At 75.5% G+C, this 26,116-nt stretch carries 23 protein-coding genes and 1 pseudogene; 6 read left to right on the top strand and 18 right to left on the bottom strand.

Annotated elements, in window-relative coordinates; all coding sequences use genetic code 11:
• Positions 1-170: 170 nt before the first annotated feature.
• The 7 genes from BUB17_RS02740 to chrA form a co-directional block, all read right to left on the bottom strand.
• Positions 171-962 carry an NAD(P)-dependent oxidoreductase gene (locus BUB17_RS02740; protein ID WP_072912884.1) on the bottom strand — a complete coding sequence of 264 codons (792 nt, stop codon included), beginning with the start codon at positions 960-962 and terminating at the stop codon, positions 171-173.
• Between the two features lie 75 nt (positions 963-1,037).
• A complete protein-coding gene (locus BUB17_RS02735; RefSeq protein WP_072912880.1) occupies positions 1,038-1,379 on the bottom strand; it encodes an STAS domain-containing protein in 342 nt (113 codons plus the stop codon).
• A 61-nt stretch (positions 1,380-1,440) separates the two neighbouring features.
• A complete protein-coding gene (locus BUB17_RS02730) occupies positions 1,441-1,674 on the bottom strand; it encodes a ketohydroxyglutarate aldolase (protein ID WP_141242882.1) in 234 nt (77 codons plus the stop codon).
• Positions 1,671-2,921, bottom strand: coding sequence for a S8 family serine peptidase (locus BUB17_RS02725; RefSeq protein WP_244276853.1), 1,251 nt, complete (start codon positions 2,919-2,921; stop codon positions 1,671-1,673). The genes BUB17_RS02730 and BUB17_RS02725 overlap by 4 nt, the downstream gene beginning before the upstream one ends.
• 195 nt (positions 2,922-3,116) lie before the next feature.
• Positions 3,117-4,778, bottom strand: a complete 1,662-nt coding sequence (locus BUB17_RS02720) for a PP2C family protein-serine/threonine phosphatase (RefSeq protein WP_072912849.1) — start codon at positions 4,776-4,778, stop codon at positions 3,117-3,119.
• A gap of 102 nt (positions 4,779-4,880) precedes the next feature.
• Complete coding sequence (locus BUB17_RS02715; RefSeq protein ID WP_072913677.1) at positions 4,881-5,198, bottom strand: DUF1905 domain-containing protein; 318 nt, start codon at positions 5,196-5,198, stop codon at positions 4,881-4,883.
• 38 nt (positions 5,199-5,236) lie between these two features.
• Complete coding sequence (gene chrA / locus BUB17_RS02710; RefSeq protein WP_072912846.1) at positions 5,237-6,613, bottom strand: chromate efflux transporter; 1,377 nt, start codon at positions 6,611-6,613, stop codon at positions 5,237-5,239.
• Between the two features lie 620 nt (positions 6,614-7,233).
• Here chrA and BUB17_RS27600 point away from each other — a divergent pair.
• Entirely contained in the window at positions 7,234-7,608 is a 375-nt protein-coding gene (locus BUB17_RS27600) for an alpha/beta fold hydrolase (RefSeq protein WP_244276851.1), read from the top strand.
• A gap of 10 nt (positions 7,609-7,618) precedes the next feature.
• The gene (locus BUB17_RS02700; RefSeq protein ID WP_072913675.1) at positions 7,619-9,142 is read left to right on the top strand and encodes an acetyl-CoA hydrolase/transferase family protein; all 1,524 of its coding nucleotides are present in this window, start codon (positions 7,619-7,621) and stop codon (positions 9,140-9,142) included.
• 3 nt (positions 9,143-9,145) lie between these two features.
• Here BUB17_RS02700 and BUB17_RS02695 read toward each other — a convergent pair whose 3' ends face one another.
• The 10 genes from BUB17_RS02695 to BUB17_RS02650 form a co-directional block, all read right to left on the bottom strand.
• The gene (locus tag BUB17_RS02695; protein WP_072912843.1) at positions 9,146-9,745 is read right to left on the bottom strand and encodes a YceI family protein; all 600 of its coding nucleotides are present in this window, start codon (positions 9,743-9,745) and stop codon (positions 9,146-9,148) included.
• A 177-nt stretch (positions 9,746-9,922) separates the two neighbouring features.
• Entirely contained in the window at positions 9,923-10,759 is an 837-nt protein-coding gene (locus BUB17_RS02690; RefSeq protein ID WP_244276849.1) for a crotonase/enoyl-CoA hydratase family protein, read from the bottom strand.
• A 9-nt stretch (positions 10,760-10,768) separates the two neighbouring features.
• Entirely contained in the window at positions 10,769-11,923 is a 1,155-nt protein-coding gene (locus tag BUB17_RS02685) for a CaiB/BaiF CoA transferase family protein (RefSeq protein WP_072912839.1), read from the bottom strand.
• Between the two features lie 410 nt (positions 11,924-12,333).
• A complete protein-coding gene (locus BUB17_RS02680) occupies positions 12,334-13,566 on the bottom strand; it encodes a globin domain-containing protein (protein WP_072912832.1) in 1,233 nt (410 codons plus the stop codon).
• A gap of 93 nt (positions 13,567-13,659) precedes the next feature.
• The gene (locus tag BUB17_RS02675; protein WP_072912826.1) at positions 13,660-14,433 is read right to left on the bottom strand and encodes a DivIVA domain-containing protein; all 774 of its coding nucleotides are present in this window, start codon (positions 14,431-14,433) and stop codon (positions 13,660-13,662) included.
• Positions 14,430-15,569, bottom strand: coding sequence for a globin domain-containing protein (locus tag BUB17_RS02670; RefSeq protein WP_072913670.1), 1,140 nt, complete (start codon positions 15,567-15,569; stop codon positions 14,430-14,432). Before BUB17_RS02670 ends, BUB17_RS02675 begins: the two co-directional genes overlap by 4 nt.
• A 136-nt stretch (positions 15,570-15,705) precedes the next feature.
• A complete protein-coding gene (locus BUB17_RS02665) occupies positions 15,706-16,533 on the bottom strand; it encodes a helical backbone metal receptor (RefSeq protein ID WP_244276847.1) in 828 nt (275 codons plus the stop codon).
• The gene (gene icmF / locus BUB17_RS02660; protein ID WP_072912821.1) at positions 16,533-19,766 is read right to left on the bottom strand and encodes a fused isobutyryl-CoA mutase/GTPase IcmF; all 3,234 of its coding nucleotides are present in this window, start codon (positions 19,764-19,766) and stop codon (positions 16,533-16,535) included. Before icmF ends, BUB17_RS02665 begins: the two co-directional genes overlap by 1 nt.
• Before the next feature lie 87 nt (positions 19,767-19,853).
• Positions 19,854-20,396 (bottom strand): GNAT family N-acetyltransferase, encoded by a 543-nt coding sequence (locus tag BUB17_RS02655; protein ID WP_208983298.1) that lies wholly within the window; start codon positions 20,394-20,396, stop codon positions 19,854-19,856.
• Positions 20,397-20,415: 19 nt separating this feature from the next.
• Positions 20,416-21,549: a glycosyltransferase family protein gene (locus BUB17_RS02650; protein WP_072912813.1), complete on the bottom strand. Its 1,134-nt coding sequence runs from the start codon at positions 21,547-21,549 to the stop codon at positions 20,416-20,418.
• 138 nt (positions 21,550-21,687) lie between these two features.
• Between BUB17_RS02650 and BUB17_RS02645 the strand changes: the two genes are divergently transcribed.
• The 3 genes and pseudogenes from BUB17_RS02645 to BUB17_RS28475 all read left to right on the top strand — a co-directional run.
• On the top strand, positions 21,688-22,281 hold the full coding sequence (locus BUB17_RS02645; RefSeq protein WP_244276846.1) for a TVP38/TMEM64 family protein: 594 nt from the start codon (positions 21,688-21,690) through the stop codon (positions 22,279-22,281).
• A gap of 94 nt (positions 22,282-22,375) precedes the next feature.
• The gene (locus tag BUB17_RS26545; protein WP_175561252.1) at positions 22,376-22,519 is read left to right on the top strand and encodes a hypothetical protein; all 144 of its coding nucleotides are present in this window, start codon (positions 22,376-22,378) and stop codon (positions 22,517-22,519) included.
• Between the two features lie 231 nt (positions 22,520-22,750).
• Positions 22,751-23,461: pseudogene (locus BUB17_RS28475) on the top strand (hypothetical protein); the annotation flags it as partial.
• A 528-nt stretch (positions 23,462-23,989) separates the two neighbouring features.
• Here BUB17_RS28475 and BUB17_RS02635 read toward each other — a convergent pair.
• Positions 23,990-25,165, bottom strand: a complete 1,176-nt coding sequence (locus BUB17_RS02635; protein WP_072912803.1) for a cysteine--tRNA ligase — start codon at positions 25,163-25,165, stop codon at positions 23,990-23,992.
• Between the two features lie 59 nt (positions 25,166-25,224).
• Here BUB17_RS02635 and pdxY point away from each other — a divergent pair, with 59 nt between their 5' ends.
• Entirely contained in the window at positions 25,225-26,076 is an 852-nt protein-coding gene (gene pdxY, locus BUB17_RS02630; protein WP_072913665.1) for a pyridoxal kinase PdxY, read from the top strand.
• Positions 26,077-26,116: the final 40 nt, after the last annotated feature.

The following is a 26,116-nucleotide window of genomic DNA, read 5'->3' as shown; positions in this document are numbered from 1 at the left end:
TGGCCACCGGTTCGCAGCACTCGGCGGGGCGAGCAGGTGCGCACGTGCTCGGGCCGCCCGCAGCTGGGTCCCGAAGAAGCGCAGGATGCGTCCCGCGCGTCCTCCGCCGAGGGTGGTGGTGGCCGAGGCCGGCCACCCGCTCCGGGACGCAGGAGTCCCGGGACGGACGCTCAGCCGGCGGGCTCGGTCCCCCGCTCGACGAGGGCGGCCAGCTGGTCCCGGGCGGCCTCCGCGACCCGCGACGGCACGCCGAGGTCGCGCAGCTGCTCGGCGGCCGCGGCCATCTCCGCTGACCGGCGGCGGGCGTGCCGGTGCGACCCGGCCACGAAGGTCTCCACGTCGGCGGCGGTGAAGCGGTCCAGCTCGGCGCCGATGTCGCCGCGCAGCCAGTCGGCGACCCCGGCCGCCTCCGCGCCCTCCACCGCCTCGACCACGGCGGCGGCCACGCCCTTCCAGAAGACGCTGCGCAGCAGCTTGCGGGAGATGGCCGCGCCGGGCGGGCCCTCCAGCAGCTCGACGGTCACACCGAAGCCGGCCAGCACCTGCGCGTAGGAGCGGGCGCCGTCCCCCGAGACCAGCATCGGCGTGCGCAGCCCCCGCCCGGGGACCGTGGCCAGCAGCGCCACGTCGGCCACCGGCACGCCCCGGCCGGCGACGGCCGCGGCCAGGTCCCGCTTGACGCCGGGCGCGGCGGTGTTCAGGTCGGCCCACACCGTGCCCGGGCGCAGGCCGGGCAGGGCGTTGCGCAGCGCGACGGGGGCGTCGGCGGCGCTGTTCACGCTGAGCACCAGGTCGGCGTCGGCCACCGCGGCGGCCTCGTCGGCCCGAGGCAGCACCCCGGGGGGCGGGCCCACCCGCGGGTCGTACCCACGGACGTCGGCACCCGCGGCGAGCAGGTCGCGGGCGATCTCCGACCCGGCCTCCCCCAGTCCCAGCAGCGCGATGACCGGTGCTCGGTCCACGGTCGCCTCCCTTCCTCGGCCCCGGCGGGCCGCCCCGCGGACTGTAGGCGGGCGGTCCGCGGACCCGCGGGCCGGTCAGGCCCGGCCGTCGTCCTCGAGGACGAAGAGCACCGAGATGCCGGCGAGGTCGAGCACCTTGCGGAACCACGGCGAGGCGGACCGCAGGACCGCCGGCCGGCCGTCGCGGGCAGCGGACTGCGCCCAGCGCACCAGCAGCGCCAGGCCGGTCGAGTCGATGTAGCCGACCGCGGCGACCTGCACCGCGACCAGCTCGCGCTCGTCCAGGCCCTCGGCGCGCATCTGCCGGACCAGCGGCTCGTCGACGTCACCGTGCAGGTGCAGCACCGGGCCGGCGTCCTCGTGCACCACCCGGAAGGCGCCGCTCGGCGGCTCGGACCCGGAGCTCAGGCGGTGCACGCCCTCCACTCTGACGGCGCGCACCCGGCGCGACAACCGGGCTGCGGAGCCCGCCCAGCGGCTACTGGACCGGCGCGTCCGGCGGGGGCAACCGGACGGTGCGCGCCTCCTCGACCGCCGCCACGCCCTCGATCCGCAGCTCCCCCAGCGCCTGTCCGCCCGGCAACTGCCCGGCGATCAGCCCCACCTCGGAGAGCACCTGCTCGACCTGCAGACCGCGCCCGCGCAGCGCCTCGGCGACCGCGTCCAGCTGGGCGCGGTGCGCGTCGTCGACGGTGACGATCACAGCGGTCACAGGGGAACGGTAGCCCCGGGCGGCCCCGCCGGGGTGGGCTCTTCCCGCGGCGCGAGGGGCAGCCCCGAGCCCACGTCCACCGAGGGGGCGGTCAACCGCCGCGCGGCCCGGGTCAGGGTCTGCCACAGCTCCCGCCCGCGCAGACCGGTCTCCTCGGCCCACAGCGCGGCCAGCCCGGCGACGTGCGGCGTCGCCATGCTGGTACCGCTGATCGTGCGGTAGCAGTCCGGCAGCGGCCACGACGAGTACACGTCCACCCCCGGTCCGGCCAGGTCGACCTGGCCACCGGGGACGGCGCTGCTGCGGGCGGAGAACCCGGCGACCGCCAGGGTGGGGTCCAGCGCGCCGACGGCCAGGATCTCCGGGCTGTTGGCCGGCACGCCGACGAAGCCGACGTCCCCGTTCTCCCGGTCGGCGTTGTTGCCCGCGGCCGCCACGATCAGCGACCCCTGGTCCAGCGCCCGCCGGCCCGCCGCCGTGTAGGCCGGGCTGGGAGCGGCGACGTCGGCGCCCAGCGACATCGAGATCACCTGGCACCCGTTGCGCACCGCCCAGGCGATGCCGGCGAGGATCTCGGCGTCGGTGCCCGAACCCTCGTCGCTGAGCACCTTCCCGACGAAGACCTCCGCGTCGGGGGCGACGCCGTAGCCGCGGGACCCCTGCGCGGTGCGCGGGCCGCAGGCGGTGCCCACGCAGTGCGTGCCGTGACCGTGCCCGTCCTGCGGCGACTCGCCGGCGACGAAGGAGGTGGCGGTGACCGCGCGGCCGGCGAGGTCGGGGTGGGCGAGATCGACGCCGGTGTCGAGCACGGCCACCCGGATGCCGCGGCCGGTGCGCGGCGCGGCCGGCACCCCGGTGGCCTGCAACCCCCAGGTGTACTGCGGGGTGTCGGCGAAGGGCGGGGTGGTGGGCTCGGCGGCGTCCCCGGGCAGGTCGAGCAGCCGCCCGGCGAGGTCGGTGACGGCGTCCCGGTACCCGGCGAGGTAGCCCTCGGGGACCTCCGGCAGCACGGAGTGGACCAGCTCGGGCGTCACGGCGAGCACCGACCCGTCGCCGGCCAGCCGCTGCGGGTCGACGGCGGCCACGGCCAGCCCGAGCCCGGGGAAGACGACCGCGTCGGCCCGCCGCAGCGCCTGCGCGTCGACGTCCCCCGGCTCGGCGTCGCGGGAGTCGACGACGTCCGAGAGCCCGGCCAGCCGGCGCAGCGTCGCCGCGCCGTCCTCGTCCGGGTCGGCGAAGACCACCACGGACCGCCCGGTCGTCGCCGGCGAGGGGGCACCGGGACGACCTCCGCCCGGACCCCTCCGGGTCGTCGGTCGTCCGATCACGGCTGCCTCCTCGGCGGGGACTCGGCCCGGACGCCCCGGTGCCGCCACTCATCGTGACGCGCTGCCACGCCGTCCGCACCCTGAGCAGCCAAGAGTCCTCCGCGGAAGCTTCCCTCAGCCGGCCGGGGCGCCGCCCTGCGCGGCGCAGCGGACGGCGACGATCGCGACGTCGTCCTCCGGCCGGCGCCCGACGATCCGCTCGATCAGCGCGTCGCACAGCCGGTGCACCGGGACCGAACCCAGCTCGCGGACTGCGGCCACCAGCCGGTCGGTGCCCTCGTCGATGCCGGTGCGGCCCTGCTCGACCAGCCCGTCGGTGTAGAAGAGCAGCGTGTCGCCGGCGCCGACCTCGGCCACCGCGTCGGTCCGGGGGCGGGTCGACTCCGCGCCCAGCAGCGTCTGCGGCTCGCTCGCCAGCAGCTCCACCCGGCCGTTCCCGCGCAGCAGCAGCGGTGGCAGGTGCCCGGCCGAGGACCAGCGCAGCACCCGGCGCCCGCTGCCGGCGAGCTCGCCCGGCTGCTCGATGCGGGCGATCAGCGCGGTCGCCAGGGTGCCGATCCGCAGGCCGGTGAGCGCGGCGTCGACCCGGGTGAGCACCCGCGCCGGCTCCTCCTGCCGGTCGTAGGCGATGCCGCGCAGGATGCTGCGCACCTGCCCCATCGCCGCGGCCGCGTCGACGTTGTGGCCGACGACGTCGCCGATCACCAGCAGCGTCGCGCCGTCGGGCTGCTGGAAGGCGTCGTACCAGTCGCCGCCGACGTGCAGCGTGCTCGACGCCGGCAGGTAGCGGACGGCGATCTCCAGGTCGTCGGGCTGCGGCGGCGGGGTGAGCAGGCTGCGCTGGAGGGTCTCGGCGACGGCGAGCTGGCGGCCGTAGAGCCGGGCGTTGTCGATGGCCAGCGAGGCGCGGCGGGCCACCTCCACCGCCGTGGCGATCTCCATCTCGCTGTGCGGGGGGCGCGCCGAGCCGTTGACCAGCCCGAGGACGCCGAAGGTCTCCGCCCGGGCCCGCAGCGGGACGACGGTGATCGAGCCCGCGTCCAGCCGCTCCCAGGCCGCGCGGACCTCCTCGTCGCCGTCGAACGCCGGCTCGACCATCGCCGGGTCGAGCACCGGCAGGTGGATCGGCTCGCCGGTGAGCAGCGCGGTCACCATCGGGTTGTCGTCCACCGCGGTGCGGACCCTCCGGCTCAGGTACAGGTCGAGGTCGGCCGCCCGGGCCGGGTCGCGGTGCGCCCAGCCCTCGTCGGCCGGGGCGCCGTCGTCCCCCAGCACGGTCACGATGGCCCAGTCGCACAGCCGCGGGACGACGAGGTCGACCAGCGTGGCCACCGACTCGCCCGGGTCCAGGGTGCTGACCATCGACTCGGTGACCTCGGCGAGGAAGCGCAGCCGGTCGTCCTCGGCCGCGCCGGCCGGGAGGTCGGACCCGCCCTCGGGTGCCGGGCCGGAACTGCGCCGCAGCGAGACGTGCAGGCGGTCACCGGCCCGGTGCGCGGTGGCGTCCAGCCAGCAGCCCGCCGGCGGGTAGAAGCCGCGCCAGGTCACCCGGCCGCCGACGCTGCGGGCGTGCAGCAGGAAGCTGTGGAAGATCGTGCCGGCCAGCTCGGGCAGCGCGATCCAGATGTTGCGGCCGGCCAGCTCCTCGCGCCGGCGGCCGAGCAGGTCCGCGGCGGCCTGGTCGACCGACACCAGCGTCCACTCACCGTCGAAGACCGCGACGGCGGGCCGCTGCGGGTCGGCGGCCGGCGCCTCCAGGACGGGCGCCGCGGGCACTGCGCCATCCCTCACGTCGTCCTCACGCCTCCGGTCGACAGCAACTGGCGTTGACGGGGGGAATCTACGCCAGCGCCCCGGCGGCTCCTGGAGCCGGACGGGTCAGCCCAGCCGCTCCTCGAGGTGCACCGTCACCGGCTCACCGGCCTCCTTGCCGATTGCCCGCCGGACCTCCGCGGTCACCGGCAGCTTGTGCGTGCCGTCACCGAGGGCCATGAAGGAGCTGCGGAAGGGGTGCCCGTCGATCGTGCCGCGCACCCGCACCAGCCCGCGGGTGCCGAAGAACTCCGCGGAGCCGGGCATCTGCACGTAGGTCCAGCCGCCGGGTGCCGGGCTGCGCTGCAGCGGCGCGGTGAACGCGGTGTCCAGCGGGCCGCTGCGCTGGGGCCGGCCGACGGGTGGGCGGGGCGGAGGAGTCATGCGCTTCGGACCGCGCGCGGCGTCCGGACTCATCGGCGTCACGCGACGGGGAGTCCGGCCAGCCCCGCGGCGAGCCCCAGCAGCGCGCACCCGCCGAGGGTCCGCAGCACCGACCACCGGACCCGGAACAGCAGGACCGCGGCGACCACGGCGATGGCCAGCGGAACCGGGCGCAGCGTGGCCAGGTCGGGCAGCTCCAGGTGCAGCGGCCCCCGGTCGACGCCGACCGTCCCCGAGAACAGCGTGTGGACGGCGAAGTACACGCCCAGGTTGGCGATCACGCCGACCACCGCCGCGGTGATCCCGGTCAGCGCCGACGACAGCGACCGGTTGCCGCGCAGCCGCTCCATGTAGGGCGCACCCAGCAGCACGAACAGGAAGCTCGGCACGAAGGTCACCCAGGTGACGAGCAGCGAGGCCAGGACGGCGGCGACCCACGGGTCCAGCGCGCCGGGGTCGCGGTGCGCGCCGAGGAAGGCGACGAACTGCACCACCATGATCAGCGGCCCGGGCGTGGTCTCGGCCAGCGCCAGGCCGCGCACCATCTCCCGCGGCCCGAGCCAGCCGTAGGTCTCCACCGCCTGCTGGGCCACGTAGGCCAGCACCGCGTACGCCCCGCCGAAGGTGACCACCGCCGCGCCGGAGAAGAACAGGCCCTGCTGGGTGAGCACGCTGCCCGCACCGGTGAGCAGCGCGACCGCGGCCACCGGCACGCCCCACACCAGCAGGCCGGTCAGCAGCACCCGCAGCGTGCGGCGGGCGGACGGTGGCTCGGTGTGCAGGACGTCGTCGCTGATGACCGGCGGCGGGCCGTCGTCCCCGGCGGCGGCCCCCTGCTGCGGCAGCGCGGACGGGCGCCACCGGCCGAGCGCCCAGCCGGCGACGCCGGCCAGCGCGACGACCACCGGGAACGGGACGCCGAACAGGGCGAGGGCGACGAACGCCGCGACGGCGATCGCGACCAGCGCCCGGCCGTTCAGCGCCCGCTTCGCGACCCGCTGCACGGCCTGGGCGACGATCGCGAGCACCGCGGGGGCCAGCCCGGCGAACACGGCGAGGACGGCGGTGGTGTCGCCGAAGGCGACGTAGACCGCCGACAGCCCCAGCAGCGCCACGACCCCGGGGAGCACGAACAGCCCACCGGCGACCAGCCCGCCGCGGGTGCCGTGCAGCAGCCAGCCGACGTAGGTGGCCAGCTGCTGGGCCTCCGGGCCGGGCAGCAGCATGCAGTAGTTCAGAGCGTGCAGGAACCGGCGCTGACCGATCCACCGGTGCTCGTCGACGAGCGTGCGCTGCATGACCGCGATCTGCCCGGCCGGGCCGCCGAAGGTCTGCAGCGAGATGACGAACCAGGCCCGCACCGCCGTCCGGAACGGCACGACTGTCTGCCCGCGCCCCTGGGGATCCCGCTGCACGTCGGCATCGTCCCGCGGCGGGGCCCTGGCCGCCGCCGGACGACGTTGCGTGGCGTCCGTCGCGGCTCCCGACGTGCGGGGCCCCGGACCCCGACGAGCTGCCGCGATGTCCCGCCCCGGAGCTGCGGAGACCCGCGAGGCCGTCCCCGCCTGGTTCGCCCGCGCGCTGGCCAGCGCCCCCGAGCACCGGGACGTCGCCGTCGACGGCACCCGGGTCCACGACCGCGCGTGGGGGAGCCGGGCCGGCCCGGGCTGGTGCTGGTGCACGGCGGCGCGGCGCACTCCGGCTGGTGCGACCACGTCGCCCCGCTGCTCGGCACGCACCGGGTCGTCGCCCTCGACCCGAGCGGCCACGGCGACGGCGGCCGGCTCGAGGGCTACGGCATGCAGCAGTGGGCCCGCGAGGTGCTCGCCGTCACGGCCGCCGAGGACCCTCTCCCGCCCGGTGGTGCTCGGGCACGGCACGGGCGGCTGGGTGGCGCTGACCGTCGGCGTCGAGCACGGGGACGACGTCGCCGGCGTCGCCGCCATCGACTCGCCGCTGGACCGGCAGCCGCCCGAGGAGCAGAGGCTGCGCGAGCAGCCGCTGGGGCAGCGGGTGCACGCCGATCGAGACGGCGGTGGCCCGGTTCCGCACCCTGCCGCCGCAGGAGGTCCAGCTGCCCTACGTCCGCGAGCACGTGGCTCGCGGCTCGCTGCGGGCGGTCGAGGGCGGGTGGACGTGGGTGTTCGACCCCACGTCCTCCGGCAGCCGGCCGCTGGTGCGCCGGCTGCTGCCCCGGCTGGTGGCGCCCGCCGCGCTCCTCCGCTGCGAGCACGGCCTGGTCACCCCGGACATGGCCGCCGAGATGGTGGCCCTCGTCCCCGGCGGGCTGCCCGTGGTGGACCTGCCCGAGGCCGGCCACCACCCGGTGCTCGACCAGCCGCCGGCGCTGGTCACCGCCGTCCGCACGCTGCTGGCGGTCTGGCCTCCCGGATCGGCGCGGTCCGCGTAGCGTGACCCGCATGGCGGGCGCAGGACGGATCCACCATCCCGGGCTGGCACGGAAGGTCGTCCCGGCCGACGAGGCCGCCGGGCACATCCGGCACGGCGACACCGTCGGCATGAGCGGCTTCACCGGCGCCGGCTACCCGAAGGCCGTACCCCAGGCCCTCGCGCAGCGGATACACGACGTCCACGCCGCCGGCGAGCCCTTCCGGGTCAACGTCTGGACCGGCGCCTCCACCGCTCCCGAGCTCGACGGCGCGCTCGCCGCCGCCGACGGCATCGAGCTGCGGCTGCCCTACCAGTCCGACCCGGTCAGCCGCGACAAGATCAACCGCGGTCTCATGGAGTACATCGACGTCCACCTGTCGCACGTCGCCCAGATGGCGTGGATGGGGTTCCTCGGCCCGCTGGACGTCGCCGTCGTCGAGGTCAGCGGCATCACCGCCGACGGCGACCTGGTGCCGTCCTCGTCGGTGGGCAACAACAAGACCTGGCTGGACCGGGCCGACCGGGTGGTCCTCGAGGTCAACGCGTGGCAGAGCCCCGCGCTCGACGGGATGCACGACGTCTACTACGGCACCGCGCTGCCGCCGCACCGGCGGCCGATCCAGCTGACCCGCCCCGACGAGCGGATCGGCGTGCCGTACCTGCGCTGCCCCGAGGACAAGATCGTGGCCGTCGTCGAGACCGACGCCCCGGACCGCAACAGCGGCTTCGCCGCCCCCGACGACGCCTCGCGGGCCATCGCCGGGCACATCGTCGAGTTCCTCGAGCACGAGGTGGCCCGGGGCCGGGTCCCACGCGAGCTGCTGCCGCTGCAGTCCGGCGTGGGCAACGTCGCCAACGCCGTCCTCGCCGGGCTCGGGGCGTCGTCCTTCGAGGGGCTGACCGCCTACACCGAGGTCATCCAGGACGGCATGCTCGACCTGCTGAGCACCGGCCGGATGGTGTCCGCGTCGGCGACCGCGTTCTCGCTGAGCGCGGAGGGCATGGCGCGCTTCGACGCCGAGGCGCAGACGCTGCGCGAGCAGATCCTGCTGCGGCCGCAGGAGATCAGCAACCACCCGGAGGTCATCCGGCGGCTGGGCGTGCTGGCGATGAACGGGCTGATCGAGGCCGACATCTACGGCAACGTCAACTCCACCCACGTCATGGGCAGCCGCATCCAGAACGGCATCGGCGGCTCGGGCGACTTCGCCCGCAACGCCTACACCTCCATCTTCACCACCCCGTCGACGGCCAAGGGCGGCGCGATCTCGGCGATCGTGCCGATGGTCAGCCACGTCGACCACACCGAGCACGACGTCTCGGTCCTCGTCACCGAGCAGGGTCTGGCCGACCTGCGCGGCCTGCCGCCGCGGCGCCGGGCGGAGCTGGTCATCGAGCGCTGCGCCCACCCGGACTACCGCCCGCCGCTGCGCGACTACTACGAGCGGGCACTGCGCGAGTCGCCCGGCCGGCACACCCCGCACCTGCTGGCCGAGGCCCTGAGCTGGCACACCCGCTACCTGGCCGAGGGCTCGATGCTGCCCCCGCGCTGAGGTTCAGGAGGTGCGGACGGCGGAGACGTCGAACTCGATCTGGATGCGGTCGCTGACCAGCACGCCGCCGGTGTCCAGGGGCGTGTTCCAGGTCAGCCCCCAGTCGCTGCGCTTGATCGCCAGCGCCCCCTCGAAGCCGACCCGGGTGTTGCCGAACGGGTCCTTCGCCGAGCCGGTCAGCGTGAAGTCCACCGACACCGGCCGGGTGGTCTCCCGGATGGTGAGGTCACCGGTGACCGTGTACGTCTCCTCGTCGACCTGCTCCACGTCGGTGGAGACGAAGACGATCTCGGGATACGTCTCCACGTCGAGGAAGTCCGCGGAGCGCAGGTGCGCGTCGCGGTCGGCCTGGCCGGTGTCGATGCTGGCTGTCCGGATGCGCAGCGTCACCGAACTGGCCGCCGGATCGGCGACGTCGAGGTGTGCCGTCCCGCTGAAGTCGCCGAACGACCCGCGCACGGTGGTCACCATGGCGTGCCGGGCACGGATCCCGATCCGGGTGTGCGCGACGTCGACCTCGTAGTCCCCGGTGACGTCGACGAGCGCGCTGGTGGCGGCGTCGAAGTCGGTGGGGTCAGCGTCAGGTGCCCGGTGCTTGCCCACGGTGGCCCTCCTCCCCCTGAACGCACTCCATCCTGGCTGATCCCCTCCAGGGAGGGCACGTCAGGGTCCCGCACCGGGCCGTTGCGCAGGTCCCGGCCGCGCCCCGGACCTGCGAGCGTGGACGCCCGTCCACGCGGACGGCGCGGGGCCCTCAGCGACGGCCCTCGGCGACGGCCCTCAGCGACCGCGCCAGACCGGGCGGCGCTTCTCGGCGAAGGCAGCGGCGCCCTCCCGGGCGTCCTCGCTGGCGAAGACCGGGGCGACGAGGTCGGCCTGGCGCGCCCAGCCCTCCGCGGTCGTCCAGTCCGCGCTCCCGCGGACCACCGCCTTGGTCGCGGTCAGGGCGAGCGGGCCGTTCGCCGCGACCGTCCCGGCCAGCGCCAGCGCGCCGTCCAGTGCGCCGCCCTCGGGGGTGAGCCGGTTGACCAGGCCGACCTCCGCGGCCCGCCGGGCGTCGATCGGGTCGCCGGTGAGCAGCATCTCCATCGCCACGTTGGCCGGCACCCGCGTCGGCAGCAGCAGCGCGCCCCCGCCGGCGGCGACGAGCGACCGCTTGACCTCCGGCACGCCGAAGCGCGCGGTCTCGGCGGCGACCACGAGGTCGCAGGCGAGGACCAGCTCGAAGCCGCCGGCGAGCGCCCAGCCCTCGACCGCGGCGACCAGCGGCTTGCGCGGCGGGGTCTGGGTGATGCCGCACAGCCCCCGGCCCTCGATGGCCGGGCTCTCGCCGCGCAGGAACGCCTTGAGGTCCATGCCGGCGGAGAAGGTGCCGCCGGCGCCGGTGAGGACGCCGACCCGCAGCTCGTCGTCGGCGTCCAGCTCGTCGACCGCCGCGGCCACCGTCTCCGCGACCGTCCGGTTCAGCGCGTTCCTGGTCCCCGGCCGGTTGATCGTGACGAGCAGGACGCCGTTCCGCCGCTCCACCAGCACCTCGTCCACCGGCACCTCGTCCACCGGCACCTCGTCCACCGGCACCTCGTCCACCGGCACCTCGTCCACCGGCACCTCGTCCACCAGACCTCCTCAGTCCGCCTGGACCACGGCGCCGGCCTCCAGCAGGCCGGCCACCTCGTCCTCGCCGAAGCCCCACCCGGCCAGCGCCGTGCGGGTGTCCTGGCCGGGCGCGCGCGGCTCCCCGCGGACCGCGCCCGGGGTGCGCGAGAAGCGCGGCGCCGGCGCGGGCTCGGGGTGCCCGCCGCGGTCGGCGAAGGTGCCGCGGGCGGCCAGGTGCGGGTGCTGCGGCGCCTCGGTCAGCCCGAGGACCGGCGTCACGCAGGCGTCGGTGCCGGCGAAGGCCTCGGCCCACTCGTCGCGACCGCGGGTGGCGAAGGCGGCGGCGATCCGCTCGCGCTGCTCCGGCCAGCGGGCGACGTCGAACTGGCCGCCGTGCTCGCCGGAGCCGATGTCGAGGCCCGCGAGCAGCTGCGCGTGGAACTGCGGCTCGATGGACCCGACGGCGACGTGGCGGCCGTCGGCGCAGGCGTAGGTGCCGTAGAACGGCGCGCCGCCGTCGAGCAGGTTGGCCGCCCGGCGGTCCTGCCACCGGCCGGCGCCGAGCAGGCCGTAGACCATCGTGACCAGCGAGCTGGCGCCGTCCACCATGGCCGCGTCCACCACCTGGCCGCGCCCGCTCGTCTGCCGCTCGAGCAGCGCGGCCAGCACGCCGACGACGAGGAACAGCGCGCCGCCCCCGAAGTCCGCGACGGCGTTGAGCGGCGGGACCGGCGCCTCCGCCGTCCCGATGGCGTGCAGCGCGCCGGTGAGGCCGAGGTAGTTGATGTCGTGCCCGGCGCGGTCGGCGAGCGGGCCGTCCTGGCCCCAGCCGGTCATCCGCGCGTACACCAGCCGCGGGTTGCGGGCCCGGCAGTCGTCGGGGCCGACGCCGAGCCGCTCGGTGACGCCGGGCCGCAGCCCCTCGACCAGCACGTCGGCGGACTCCACCAGGCGCAGGACGACGTCGCGGCCGGCCGGGCTCTTCAGGTCCACGGCGACCGACGGGCGGCTGCGCTGCAGCGCGTCCTGTTCCGGCGGGACCAGCTGCGTGCCCCCGCCGGGACGGTCCACGCGGACGACGTCGGCGCCCAGCTCGGCCAGCAGCAGGCAGGCGTACGGCACGGGCCCCAGCCCGGCCAGCTCGACGACGCGGATCCCCGCCAGGGGGCCGGAGGGCGGCAGCACGACCGCCAACCTAGCAACGCCCGGTGCCGGATCGCGGCGACGAAGCCGGGCAGCCGGCCCTCGTCGACCTGGCGCTGCAGGAGGCGCCGGACCGGCGCGAGGCCCACGTGGCGGCAGACCCCGGCCGGCCGCCGGCTCATCGGCGACCCCGCCCCGGGCCTGCGGACGGCTCGGGGCGGACGGATCCTTCAGTCTGCAGTTCGGGTCCCGCGGTCATCCCTACCGGCTGGAGTCGTCCGGTTCCCGGCAGTGGGCAGAGCAGCCAGCGCCGTCGGGAGCCGCCGGCGGGCCGGGCGAGGGCTGCACCCGGTGGGTCGCGACGTCCGCCCAGCCCGCGGTGGACGCAGCGGAGGGTTCGGGCCCGTCATCGGCGCTACGCCGATGACGGGCCCGTGGCCGCAGCGCGCGGTTCAGCCTGCGGCGCCGGGCGCGGGCTCGCTCTGGAAGTCGGCCTGCCACAGGTCCGGGCCGAACACCTCGTACTGGATGTCCCGGGGCGGGATCCCGCGCCCGATCAGCGCGCTGCGCACGGCCTGCATGAACGGCAGCGGACCGCACAGGTAGTAGGCCGCCCCGGCGGGGAGGTCGACCGCGCTGAGGTCCATCGTCCCGGCGTGCACGCCGTCGACCGGCAGCGCGCTGTCGGCGCCGGACTCGTACCAGACGTGCACCGTGGCGTTCGGCAGCGCGCGGACGTCGTCGAGCACCTGACCGCGCAGGGCGAAGGACGCCTCGTCGCTGTCGGCGTGCAGCAGCGTGATCGGCAGCCCGGAGCCGGCGTGCCGCAGGTGGGAGATCATGCCGGCCATCGGGGTGACGCCGATGCCCGCGCTGAGGAACACCGCCGGCCGCCAGTCGTCGAGCACCACGTCACCGAACGGCAGGGACATGGTCAGGGTGTCCCCGACCTGCACGCGGTCGCACAGGTGGTTGGAGACCTCGCCGTCGGGCTTCCCGTCGCCGCGGACCCGCTTGACCGAGAACTGGCGGTGCTCGCCGTCGTCGGCGCGCGTCAGGCTGTACTGCCGCGGCTGGTGGACCCCGTCGGGCATGCGCACCTTGACCGACACGTACTGCCCCGGGAGGGAGCCCTTCACCAGCCGGTCGTCGACCCGGCGCACCCGGAAGGTGACCACGTCGTCGGTCTCGGCGACCTTCTCCGCGACGCGCCAGTCCCGCCACACCCGCTCCGGGCGCACCCCGCGCGCGCTGTACAGACCCCGCTCCTGGTGGATCAGGGCATAGGCCATCAGCCAGTACACCTCGTCCCAGGCGGCGGCGACCTCCGGGGTGACCGCGTCGCCGAGCACGTCGACGATCGCCCAGAACAGGTGCTCGTGCACCACCTCGTACTGCTCGGGCCGGATGCCCAGCGAGGCGTGCTTGTGCGCGATCCGGTTCAGCAACTGCTCGGGCAGCTGCTCCGGGCTCTGCACCAGGGTGCTGGCGAACGCGGCCACCGACCCGGCCAGCGCCACCTGCTGGGTGCCCTCGGCCTGGTTGCCCCGGTTGAACACCCCGTCCAGCAGCTCCGGATGGGCGTCGAACAGGTGCCGGTAGAACCGCTGCGCGATCTCGCCGATGTTCTCGGCCACCACGGGCAGCGTCGCCTCCACCACCGGGCGGGCGCGGTCGGACAGCATGCAGCTTCCCCTCCTCGTCGTCGTCCTGGGCCGCAGGCGTCCGTGCCCCGGCCGTCGATCGGTGGATGCTCGGTGACGCACCCGTGCGGGCCGTCACCGCGCCGTGCGCGTGGCCCCGCTGTCCTGGTCGGTCCCGGCGACCTCGTCGGCGTCCCGGCTGTCGGCGGGCGGCACCTCCCGAGCCACGTTCGGTTCCGGTGGCGGGCGGGTCCCGGTCGGGGTCCCCGGCTGCACCCGTGACGAGCGGGGCACCGGCGGGAGCGCGCCCGGGTCGGCGCGGCCCCACTCGGCCTCGACGTCGACCAGCAGCGCCTCGAGGTAGGCACGCAACTGCGTGCGGCAGGCCTGTCCGAAGGCCTTGAGGTAGGCCACCTGGTCCTCGAGCTCCTGGGCACTGCGCGGAGGGGCGTCGGCGGCCGCGGGACGCTCCCCGGCGGTCATCCGGGCTGCCGCCTCCTGCGCGGCCTGGATGATGGCGCCGGCGTTCTCCCGCGCCCGTCGCACCTGCTCCTCGTACTGCGCCCGCGCGTCGGCGGTCATCTGCCGGCTGAAGTCCTCGGCCTCGGCGACGTAGCTGTCGGCGGTCTGCTGCGCGACGGCCAGGATGCGCACCGCCTGGTCGCTCGGCGCCTCCTGCGCGGCCGCCCCGGCCACCTGTTCCTGCAGCGCGCGCACCTGGTCGCGGAGCTCGGCCTTGTCCGCGTGCAGTCGCGCCAGCTCCTCGGCGACCCGGTCGAGGAAGCGGTCGACCTCGACGTCGCTGTACCCGGGCCGCAGCATGGTGGCGCGCGACAGCTGCGCGCCGCGCACGTCAGCGGGGCTCAGCCGCCGCCCTCCGCGCTCCGGCTCGTGGGTGTTGGTGGTCATTCGGTCACCTCTCCGTCAAGGCTGGGTCCCAGCCGGCTGGGAGCGAACACCTCGCTGCGAATCCGTTCCGGGCGGATGCCTGCCTCGACCAGCCGCGTCGTCGTGTCCTCGACCATGCGGGCCGGCCCGGCGACGTAGACGTCCCGGCTCGCCCACGGGCCGTGCCGGACCACGACCTTCCCCACGTCGCCCTGCTCGAGCGGCGACAGGTCGTCGTCCGAGACGGCGAAGCTCAGGGTCAGCCAGCCGTGCTCCTGCGCCAGGTGCTCGAGGTCGGCCCGGTCGTAGATCCGCTCCTCGGTACGGGAGCCGACGAACAGGTCGACCCGCCGCGGCGGCCCGATCCGGGCGACGTGGTCGACGACCGCCTTGAGCGGGGCCAGCCCGGTGCCCCCGGCGACGAGCAGGAGGTCGCGGTCGGATTCCGCGTCGAAGTCGATGTGACCCAGCGGCGGACCCAGGTGCAGCACGTCCCCCTTGCCGACCCGGCGGACGAGGGCGGCGCTGACCGGGCCGCCGTCGTAGGCCCGGACGTGGATCTCCATCAGCCCGTCCGGACGCGGCGCGTTGGCCGGCGAGTAGTAGCGCCACAGCTTGGGCCGGAGATCGGTCTCCAGTGACACCGACTGTCCCGCCGCATAGGGGAACTCCGGCTCGGGCCGCAGCCACATGACCGCGGTGTCGACCGTGCGGCGCTCGTGCGCGACGACCTCGGCGTCCCACCACGGCGGCTGGTCGGAGGCCTCCTCCGCCGCCTGGACCATCACCTGCGCCACCAGCCCGTACGCCTCGGTCCAACTCTGCTCCAGCGCGGGGTTCCACTCGTCGTCGAAGTGCCGGAGCGTGGCGATCAGGCTGGCGCCGACGGCCGGGTAGTGGTCGGCGACGGTCCCGAACTTGCGGTGGTCGCGACCCAGGGCCTGCAGGATCGGCACCAGCCGGTCGAGGTCGTCGACGTAGGCCACGACGTCGCCGAGGGCCTGGAACAGCCGGTCCCGCTGGTGGGCCATCGAGACCGGGAAGAGCTGCCGGGTCTCGGGGTGGCTCAGGAACAGGTGGGAGTAGAAGTAGAGCGGCGCCTCGTCTCCGGCGGCCGCCGCCTTGGCGAAGCTCGCCCGCATGGCAGGGATGTCCACCAGCACCTCCGTCCCCCGTGCTGTTCGCTGTCGGCTCGACGCTCCGGACCGTGCTCAGCGGCCGGCGGAACGTCCGGTCGCCCCGGCACGACCGTAGCGACCACCCCGACCGCCCGCGATCCCTGGAGGCACGGCGTCACCGGGTGATCGCCGCCAGCAGCCGGGCGCGGGCCGCGCCCAGGGAGGGGCCGTACCAGGTGAGGTCGCGGCCGGACACCAGCGCGGTGCGCAGCCCGGGGAACGCCTCGGGTCCGTCGTCCGCGCTGAACGCGTAGGGCTCGTCGGGCAGGACGACGACGTCCGGTCCCGCTACCCGCACGGCCTCGACCGACACGTGCGGGTAGCGGTCCTCCCCCGCGCCGAAGACGTTGACCAGCCCGAGCCGGGCGAGCACGTCGCCGGTGAAGGTGCGCGGGCCGACGACCATCCACGGGTCCCGCCACACCGGGACGGCGACCCGCAGCCCGCTCGTGGCCGCGGGCTGCGCCCACACCTCCGCGGCGTCCGCCAGCCAGCCGGGCTCCCCGACGTCGAGCACCTCGTCGAACAGCCGGCGCATCGAGGCGAGCGCCTCGTCGACCGACTCGATGACCGTCACCCACACCGGGACGCCGGCGGCCCGCAGCCGGTCGACGTCCAGCCGCCGGTTCTCCTCCCGGTTGGCGACCACCAGGTCGGGGGCGAGCGCCGCGACCGCCGCGCGGTCGGGGTTCTTGGTGCCCCGCACGCGGGACACCTCGAGGCCGGCCGGGTGGGTGCACCAGTCGGTGGCGCCCACCAGCCGCTCGGGGACGGTGACCGCCAGCGCCTCGGTGAGCGAGGGCACCAGCGACACCACCCGCCGCGGCGGCCGCGGCAGCTCGACCGGGTGGCCGAGGTCGTCGGAGGTGACGTGCTGGAACGGCCCCGCTGCAGGGTCCCGCCGCGAGCGGAGCGAGTGGCGGGGGGCAGCGGGGTCCTTCATCACACGTTGCGGCGGTACTGGCCGCCGACCTCGAAGAACGCGTCGCTGATCTGGCCGAGCGAGCAGACCCGGACGGCGTCCATCAGCGCGGCGAACACGTTGCCGCCCTCGGTGGCCGCCCGCTGCAGCTCGGCCAGCGCGGCGGGCGCCTCGTCGGCGTGCCGGGCGTGGAAGTCCGCGAGCCGCTGCAGCTGCGACTGCTTCTCCGCCTCGGTGGCCCGGGCCAGCTCCAGCGGCTTGGGCGGGGTCTCGTCGCGGTGCGGGTCGAGGAAGGTGTTGACCCCGACGATCGGCAGGCTGCCGTCGTGCTTGCGGTGCTCGTAGAGCATCGACTCGTCCTGGATCTTGCCGCGCTGGTAGCCGGTCTCCATGGCCCCGAGCACGCCGCCGCGCTCGGCGATCCGGTCGAACTCGGCCAGCACCGCCTCCTCGACCAGGTCGGTGAGCTCCTCGATGACGAACGAGCCCTGCAGCGGGTTCTCGTTGCCGGCCAGCCCCCACTCCCGGTCGATGATCATCTGGATGGCCAGCGCCCGGCGGACGGAGTGCTCGCTGGGAGTGGTGACGGCCTCGTCGTAGGCGTTGGTGTGCAGGCTGTTGGCGTTGTCGTAGATGGCGCAGAGGGCCTGCAGCGTCGTCCGGATGTCGTTGAAGTCCATCTCCTGGGCGTGCAGCGACCGCCCGGAGGTCTGCACGTGGTACTTCAGCTGCTGCGACCGCTGCCCGGCGCCGTAGCGCTCCCTCATCGCGACCGCCCAGATGCGGCGGGCGACCCGGCCGATCACCGAGTACTCGGCGTCCATGCCGTTGGAGAAGAAGAAGGAGAGGTTGGGCGCAAAGTCGTCGATGTCCATGCCCCGCGCCAGGTACGCCTCGACGTAGGTGAACCCGTTGGCGAGGGTGAACGCCAGCTGGCTGATCGGGTTCGCCCCGGCCTCGGCGATGTGGTAGCCGGAGATCGACACCGAGTAGAAGTTGCGCACCCGGTGCTCGATGAACCACTGCTGGATGTCGGCCATGCAGCGCAGCGCGAACTCGGTCGAGAAGATGCAGGTGTTCTGGCCCTGGTCCTCCTTGAGGATGTCGGCCTGCACCGTGCCGCGGACGGTGGCGAGCACGAACGCCCGGATCTCCTCGGCCTCGGCGGCGTCGGGCTCGCGGCCCTCCTCCTCGCGGAACCGGTCCAGGCGCTGGTCGATCGCGGTGTTGAGGAACATCGCCAGCACCGCCGGGGCCGGGCCGTTGATGGTCATCGACACCGAGGTGGTCGGGTCGCAGAGGTCGAACCCGGAGTAGAGGACCTCCATGTCGTCCAGCGTCGCGATGGAGACCCCGGAGGTGCCGACCTTGCCGTAGACGTCGGGGCGCGGGTCGGGGTCGCGGCCGTAGAGGGTGACCGAGTCGAACGCCGTCGACAGCCGGGTCGCCTCGTTGCCGGCGGACAGGAGCGTGAACCGGCGGTTGGTGCGGAAGGCGTCGCCCTCGCCGGCGAACATCCGCGCCGGCGCCTCGCCGGAGCGCTTGAACGGGAAGACGCCGGCGGTGAACGGGTAGCCGCCGGGCAGGTTCTCCCGGCGCAGGAAGCGCAGCAGCTCGGCGTCGTCCCGGGTGCGCGGCAGCGCCACCCGGCGCACCTTCGACCCGGACAGCGTCTCGCGGGTCAGCGGGGTGCGGATCTCCTTGCCGCGGACGGAGTAGACGTACTCGTCGCCGGAGTAGGCCGCCACCCGCGCCGGCCACTCGTCGAGCAGCTCGCGCACCTCGGGCAGCAGCTCGCGGTCGGCGGCCTCGACCGCGGCGCGGGCGGCCTCGGCGGCGTCCCCGTCCAGGACGTCGGCGGCCGTGGCCAGGTGCTGCCGCCGCCGCACGACCGCCGCCTGCGCCTCGGTGGCCGCGTGGTACCCGCGCACCGCCTCGGTGATCTCGGCGAGGTACCGCGCGCGCTGCGCGGGGACGACGCTGGTCAGGCCGGACGACGCGGTGACGTCGACCCGCGGCAGGACGCCGGCGCCCGCGGGCAGGCCCTCGTCGACCAGCAGGCCGAGCAGGTGCTGGTACAGCGCGGTCACGCCGTCGTCGTTGAACCGGGCGGCACTGGTGCCGAAGACCGGCATCTGCTCCCACGGCTGCCCGAACGCCTCGCGGTTGCGCACCATCTGCCGGGCGACGTCCCGCCGGGCGTCCTCGGCTCCGCGCCGCTCGTACTTGTTGATCGCGACGACGTCGGCGAAGTCGAGCATGTCGATCTTCTCCAGCTGCGACGCGGCGCCGAACTCCGGCGTCATCACGTACAGCGCGACGTCGGAGAACGGCACGATCCCGGCGTCGCCCTGCCCGATGCCGGGCGTCTCCACGACCACCAGGTCGAAGCCGGCGGCCTTGACCGCGCACAGCACGTCGTCCAGGTGCGCAGGGGTCTCCGCGCCGGCCGACCGGGTGGCCATCGAGCGGAAGAAGGTGTGCGAGCCCTCGCCGGTCTCGAGGGCGTTCATCCGGATCCGGTCGCCGAGCAGTGCCCCGCCGCCGCGGCGCCGGGTCGGGTCGATCGCCAGGACGGCGACCCGCAGCTTGTCCTCCTGGTCGGTGCGCAGCCGGCGCAGCAGCTCGTCGGTGAGCGACGACTTGCCCGAGCCGCCGGTCCCGGTGATGCCCAGGACCGGCACCGTCCGGCCCTCGGCCGCCTGCCGGACCCTGCTCGCGAGCCCGGGGTCGCGGCCGGACTCCAGCACGGTGATCGCCCGGGCCAGGGCCGCGGGGTCCCCGGTGAGCAGCGCCTCGACGTCCGGGCGGTGCTCGGTCAGGTCGACGTCGCACTCGCGGATCAGTTCGTTGATCATCCCGGGCAGGCCGAGGCGCTGACCGTCCTCGGGGCTGAAGATCCGGACGCCGCGCTCGCGGAGCAGCGCGATCTCCTCCGGGACGATCACGCCCCCGCCGCCGCCGAAGACCCTCACGTGCCCGGCGCCGGCCTCGGCCAGCCGCTCCACCAGGTAGCCGAAATACTCGACGTGCCCGCCCTGGTAGGAGGAGATCGCCACCCCCTGCACGTCCTCCTCCAGCGCCGCGCGGACGACGCTGTCGACGCTGCGGTCGTGACCGAGGTGCACCACCTCGGCGCCCTGGCTCTGCAGCAGCCGGCGCATCACGTTGATCGCGGCGTCGTGCCCGTCGAACAGGCTCGCCGCGGTGACGAAGCGGACCGGGTGGGTGGGGACGTGCAGGTCGGACGGCATGTCGCTCCCAGCGTCGGACGCGCGACGGGCCCGCGCCGATTTAGTTGGACGTCCTAGTATCTCCCGGCGAGGCCGTCGTGTCCACGGTCAGGTCAGCGGGGCGGGCGGCGTGCCGTCGTCCGACGGCCCGGCGCCGAGCGGGCGCTGGAACCTGGCGACGTCGTGCCAGCGGCCGAGCTTCCAGCCGACCCTGCGGTAGGTGCCGACCGGCTCGAAGCCCATCGCCGTGTGCAGCCCGACGCTCGCCTCGTTGGGCAGCGCGACCCCGGCCAGGGCGGTCAGGTAGCCACGGGCGGCCAGCCGGTCGAGCAGCGCGGTGTAGAGGGCGCGGCCGGCGCCGGTGCGCCGGCGGCCGGGCTCGAGGTAGACGCTGACCGACGTCGACCAGTCGTAGGCGGCGCGGAGGTTGAAGGTCGAGCCGTGGGCGTACCCGACGACCCGTCCGCCGTCCTCGAGCACCAGCCAGGCGTGCCGGGCGAGCGCGGCCTCGATGCGGTCGGCCAGCTGCGCGGGCGTCGGCGGCTCGAGCTCGAAGGAGACCGCCGTGTCGCGGACGTAGGGCTCGTAGATGCGGGCGCACGCCGCGGCGTCCTCGACCGTCGCGTCCCGGACCAGCCAGCTCTCCGCCACCCCGCCATGGTGCCCGTCGTCAGCAGTACGCGGCGTGCACCCCGTCGATCGACCAGATCGCCTCGGCGCCGACGACGGCGCGCAGGTCGCGGTAGTACTCGGCGAGCGCCCGCTCGTGGGTCAGCTCCCCGGCCAGCAGCTCGCGGGCGCCGGCGACGAGGCGGTCGAGGTCCTGGCGCACCCGTGCACGCGTCATGCTCGGCGTCCGCGGGCCGTCGTCCCCGTCGAGGACGACGGCCGCCGGGTCGAACTGGCTGAACGCCGGGTACCGGGCCGGATCCGGCAGCACCGACCGGAACGGCACGCCGGCGTTCGCCCAGTACTCGAACCAGCGCCCGCCGGAGAGCGCCAGCCACGGCGTGCCGACGGCGAGGGCGGCCATCCCGAAGCCGGAGTGCGGGGCGAGCAGCACGTCGCAGGCCTCGACCACGGCCAGCTGCTCGGCAAGGGGGACGTCGACGCAATCCACGGGACCGGATCGGTGCGCCAGCAGCGCGTCGACGTCCTCCCGCCCCCAGGAGGTGGAGCTGCGCTCGTCCCGGGCGAGCCGGCCGAGCAGGACGAGCTGCACGCCGGGGACGGCGTCGGTCAGCGCGTCGAGCACCAGCCGCCAGGAGGCGATCGAGGGGTACAGCGACGGGTCGCTCGACCCGGCGGGGAGGACGGCGATCCGCGGACGGGCGTCGTCGCCGAGCCGGCGGGGAGCCGCGGCCCGGGCGGCGGCGGGGAGGTCGAGGCGCACCGGCTGGTGCGGGAGGTACCCGACGCGTTCGGCGCCGACGACCGAGCGGCCCCGCCGCGCGCGCAGGTGCGCGTCGGAGGCGGCGTAGTGGTCGCGCATCCCCGGGAAGAGGTCGAGCTGGAAGGGCTGGTGGCGGCGGGTGTCGTCGACCACCCAGTCCCAGTCGCGCGGAACGGCGGCCAGCCGCTCCGCGGCGGCCGGGTCGGCCTCCAGGAACGGCCCGTCGACAGGGAAGACGGCCGACACCGCTGGGCACCAGGTGGCCAGCTCGGTCGGGGTGGCCGCGTTGAGCAGCACCGACACCTCGCGGCCGGGGACGGCGGCGGCGTGCCCGACGCAGTACTGCAGCGCCTCGACGGCGTGGCCCAGCTGCTGGGCGTAGAAGAAGTCGACGAGCAGGCGGTCGGTCACGCGTCCTCCTCGCTGGCGCTCGTCGGACCCGTGCCCGGCGGTGCTGTGCCCATGCGTGACCTCGCGAGCTCGATCACTGCCCGCAGCGTCGCAGCAGCCGCAACCGGGTTCTCCGGCCGCGCCCGTAGCGTGGATGGCGTGCATCCCGGGCCCGGATCCCCTCGACCGGAGCCGGGGAGCCCGCCGACCCGCCGGCCCTGGCGGCGGCTCGCCGTCCTCGGGCTGCTGCTCGTGGTGGCGACGGTCGTGGCGCTGACGGTCGAGCGGCCCGGCGTCCCGGCGCTGCAGGGCTGGCTGGACCACGCGGGGCCGCTCGGCTGGACCGCCGTCGTCCTGGCCGTGTCCGGCGCGCTGATGGCGCCGGTCCCCCGGACCGCCCTGTCGGTGCTGCTGGGCGCCGCGGCGGGGTTCCCGGCGGGGCTCGCGGTCGCCGTGCTGGCCGGCTGGTTCGGCGGGATGGGCGGCTTCGCCCTCGGCCGGCACCTGGGCCGCGACGCCGTCGCCCGGCTCACCGGCCCACGGCTGGCGCGCGCCGACCGGCTGTTCCAGAACCGCGGCTTCCTCGCCGTCGCGCTCGCCCGGGTGAGCCCGGTGCCGTTCTGGATCGTCAGCTACGCCGCCGGCCTGTCGAGCATCCGCTGGCTGCCCGCGACGCTGGGGACCGTCATCGGCGTCGTGCCGGGCGCGGTGCTGCACGTCGGCATCGGCGCCTCGGTGGTCGGCTGGCTCTGACTCCCCCTTTCGGGTCAGCTCCGTCGCGCCGCGTGCCTGCCAGGAGTGCCTGCTGTCACAATGGTGAACAACAGGTGAACGAGAGGTGGCTGTCATGCGCATCAACCCGTGTCCGCAGGCGCGTTGGGTCCCCGTCGTGGACAGCGCCGGGCACCGGCACATGGAGATGCGCTGGACCGTGCCCGCCAAGCCGACGGCGCAGCCCGCGACCGCCCCGTCGACGTCGCGCGCCGCCTGACTGGTTCGTCGCCACTGGTTCGTCGCCCTCGCCCGACTCCGCGTCGGCCCCGTCGCGCCTCGCGGCGAATCGCCGTGGACGCGCACGTCGGGCTGTTGATCATGGGCGTGTTGCCACCCGGCGCGGTGTGTCTGCGCGTGTTGCCCGCACCAACCCCATGGTCACCATGTCTACCGACGTCTTCGCTGGTCAGAGCCGGGAAGTGTCGTACCCCCGGCCTACCGTCAGGGCATGTTCCCCGGTGGCTTCGGCGTCGGCCTGACGGTGGCCGACCTGGCGCCGCCGTCGCCGGAGTTCGGGCCGCCGATCACCTCCCCACCGGCGCTGGCCGAGGTGCTGCCCGTGTACGCGCGGACGGCGGCGGAGAAGGCCGCGGAGCTGCAGCGGGTCCAGCAGCTGGAGTCGGAACTCGCGGCCTACCAGATGGAACTGGTCGCCGCCTTCACCGCCGACCGCCCGGCCTTCCTCGACCGCCGGCCCGGTGAACCGGGTGCCGCCGCCGGGGCCGATGCGACGCCGGAAGGTGTGTCGGAGTTCTTCGCCGACGAGCTGGCGTTGACGCTGACCTGCGCCCGGGCGACGGCCACGGTGCTCACCGAGCACGCACTGACGTTGGCGCAGTCGCTGCCGGCCACGCTGGCGGAGCTGGCGCGGGGCCGGCTGGACTGGCCACCCGCCCGCACCATGGCCGAGGAGCTGGGGGAGAAGGTGCGCGGCACCGACCCCGCGGTGCTCGCCCAGGTGGAGGCCGCGGTGCTGCCGGAGGCGGCGTCGCTGTCCATCCGCCGGCTGCAGGACCGGCTGCGCGCCGAGCTGGCCGCCCGGGATGCCGCCGCGTCCGACCGGGCGCGCCAGGACGCCCACCAGGCGGTGACCGTGCGCCGCCGGCCGGTGGGCGACGGCGTCAGCGAGCTGATCGCCGGCATGACCGACGAACTGGCCGCCGCCTGCCAGGCGAGGATCGACGAGCCGGCGCGGCGGGCCAAGAAGGCCGGCGACGACCGGCCACTGGGCATGCTGCGGTCCGGGGTGCTGGCCGACCTGATCCCGCGGCCCTGGGCGGCCCCCGAGCCGGTGGCCGCGCACCTCGACGTCCAGGTCCCGCTCGGCGCGCTCACCCCCGGCCGGTTCCTCGCCGGCGGCTCCCCGGCGCCGCCCGCACTCGCCCGGCCCGGCGCCGTCGCGCAGCCCACCGGCGCGGTGGCGGGGGTGCCGATCACCGCCGCGCACGTGCGCGAGCTGCTCGCCCAGCTCGACGCCATCGGCCTGCCCACCCCACCCGGTGGATCGATCGGCTTCTCCTTCACCGACGACCACGGCACCCTGAGGGCGGTGGCCACCCTGCGCAAACTGCGCGCCGCGGCCCGCCGCGGCTGCCCGGCCCACCCGGCGGCCGATGGGCACCCTGGCGGCCGTGACCGCAGCGGGGACGCCGGACGAGCCGACGAGCTCGTGGCAGGCGGCTGGGCGTCAGCCGAGCGCGAGCACGCGGACCAGCTGCCGGGCGGCGTCCCCGCCGTCGGTGAGGGCGACGTCGAGGGCGCCGGAGACGTCGAGGTCGTCCAGCAGCCGGTCGGCCACCGCCCGGCTGGCCGCCGGCGACGAGCCGGGACGGCCGGCGGCGGCGAAGAGCGCGTCGAGCCGCGCGGACGCCGTCTCGAGCAGCTCCGGCCGGTACTCCCACGGCTGCGACCACGGCCGGTCGAGCACGAGCAGTCGCAGCACCGGCCCGGTGGTTCCCCGCAGCAGATCGGACACCAGCGTCAGGTTGCCGGTCGATTTCGCCATCTTGGCGCCGTCCTGGGACACCGCCCCGACGTGCACCCGGCTGCGCGCGAACGGTGCCACCCCGGACGCCGCCTCGGCCATCGCCGCCTGGTGCGCGTGGTGCGGGAAGGCCAGATCGGCGCCGCCCACGAGCACGTCCACACCCCGGCCCAGCGTCGCCGTCGCCATCGCCGCGCACTCCGCGTGCCAGCCCGGCCGGCCCCACCCCCACGGCGAGGGCCAGGCCGGGTCCCGCTCGCCGGAGGGCCGCCACACCGGCACGTCGAAGGGGTCCTCCCGCAGTGGGTCGTCCGGTTCGTCCCCGAACTCGGCGGCCAGCTCGCGCGCCCGGTCGGCGGGCAGCTCCGACGATGCGACCGCCTCGGCGCCGCGGAAGAACACGTGCCCCTCGCGCTCGTACGCCCGGTCGGCCCGCAGCAGCGCCGCCGCCAGCTGCTGCACGTGGGTCACGTGGTGGCGGGCGCGGGGCGCGTGCGTCGGCGGCCGGACGCCGAGGGCACGCATGTCCTGCTCGAAGGCGAACTCCTGGCCCAGCGCGAACTCGTCGAAGTGCCGGCCGCGGGCGTCGGCGGCCCGGGTCAGCACGTCGTCGACGTCGGTCACGTTCCGGCTGGTGACCACGTCGGCGCCGGCCAGCCGCAGCACCGACCCGAGGACGTCGGCCCACACGAACGTCGCCGCGTGCCCGAGGTGGGTCACGTCGTAGGGCGTGATGCCGCAGACGTACACGCGCGCCGGGCTGGTCACCGGCAGCGGCCGCCCGCCCAGCCGCAGGTCGGCGGTGCGGACGTCGACCGGCTCGGCCACGCGGCCGGCGACGCCGACGATCCCGGATGAGGTCGGATGAGGCAGGGCCATGCCGCCATCCTGCCGTCCTCCCGGTGGGGCCCGCCGACCCGCTGTGCGACCGTTCCCCCATGGTCGCCGTCCTCTCGATCCAGTCGCACGTCGCCTACGGCCACGTCGGTAACTCCTCCGCCGTCTTCCCGCTGCAGCGCCTGGGCATCGAGGTGTGGCCGGTGCACACCGTGCAGTTCTCCAACCACACCGGCTACGGCGAGTGGAAAGGGCGGGTCTTCGACGGCCCGGCGATCGAGGAGGTCGTCGACGGCATCGCCGAGCGCGGCGTGCTGGGCAGGTGCGACGCCGTCCTCTCCGGGTACCTCGGCTCGGCCGACATCGGCCACGCCGTCGTCCAGGCCGTGCAGCGGGTGCGGCAGGCCAACCCGGAGGCGGTCTACTGCTGCGACCCGGTCATCGGCGACGTCGGCCGCGGCGTCTTCGTCCGCCCGGGCATCCCGGAGTTCATGCGCGAGGTCGCGGTCCCCGCCGCCGACCTGGTCACGCCCAACCACTTCGAGCTCGACTTCCTCGCCGGGACGGCGACGAAGACCCTCGACGAGGTCCGGGACGCCGTCGCCGCGGTCCAGGCGCTCGGCCCGCGGGTCGTGCTGACCACCTCGCTGGTCACCGGCGACACCCCCGAGGACGCCGTCGACCTGCTCGCCTCCGAGGGCGGCCGGCACTTCCGGGTGCGCACCCCCCGGCTGGACGTCGCGGTCAACGGGGCCGGCGACGCCATCGCCGCGCTCTTCCTCGCGCACTGGCTGGCCAGCCGGGACGCCGGCACCGCCCTCGGCGCCGCCGCGGCCTCGGTGCACGGCCTGCTCGCCGCCACCGAGGCGGCGCACTCGCGGGAGATCCTGCTGGTCGCCGCGCAGGAGGAGGTCGTCTCGCCGAGCCGCACGTTCCCGGTCGAGGAGGTCTGAACCGGCCCGCTCCAGGGGCCCGGCCCGAGCGTGCGAGGGT

Origin of the sequence: Geodermatophilus obscurus (genome assembly GCF_900143215.1) — a bacterium.
In the GTDB taxonomy this organism is placed as follows: Bacteria; Actinomycetota; Actinomycetes; order Mycobacteriales; family Geodermatophilaceae; genus Geodermatophilus; species Geodermatophilus obscurus_A.
The sequence above is the reverse complement of the archived record's forward strand: the minus strand, read 5'-3'. Positions and strand labels throughout refer to the sequence as shown.

Excerpts from the sequence above, each read along its gene's own strand:
- BUB17_RS02675 (WP_072912826.1), bottom strand. The coding sequence starts at position 14,433 with ATGACCACCAACACCCACGAGCCGGAGCGCGGAGGGCGGCGGCTGAGC.
- BUB17_RS26545 (WP_175561252.1), top strand. The coding sequence starts at position 22,376 with ATGCGCATCAACCCGTGTCCGCAGGCGCGTTGGGTCCCCGTCGTGGAC.
- icmF (WP_072912821.1), bottom strand. The coding sequence starts at position 19,766 with ATGCCGTCCGACCTGCACGTCCCCACCCACCCGGTCCGCTTCGTCACC.
- BUB17_RS02715 (WP_072913677.1), bottom strand. The coding sequence starts at position 5,198 with ATGACTCCTCCGCCCCGCCCACCCGTCGGCCGGCCCCAGCGCAGCGGC.
- BUB17_RS02635 (WP_072912803.1), bottom strand. The coding sequence starts at position 25,165 with ATGGCCCTGCCTCATCCGACCTCATCCGGGATCGTCGGCGTCGCCGGC.
- BUB17_RS02700 (WP_072913675.1), top strand. The coding sequence starts at position 7,619 with ATGGCGGGCGCAGGACGGATCCACCATCCCGGGCTGGCACGGAAGGTC.
- pdxY (WP_072913665.1), top strand. The coding sequence starts at position 25,225 with ATGGTCGCCGTCCTCTCGATCCAGTCGCACGTCGCCTACGGCCACGTC.
- BUB17_RS02665 (WP_244276847.1), bottom strand. The coding sequence starts at position 16,533 with ATGAAGGACCCCGCTGCCCCCCGCCACTCGCTCCGCTCGCGGCGGGAC.
- BUB17_RS02680 (WP_072912832.1), bottom strand. The coding sequence starts at position 13,566 with ATGCTGTCCGACCGCGCCCGCCCGGTGGTGGAGGCGACGCTGCCCGTG.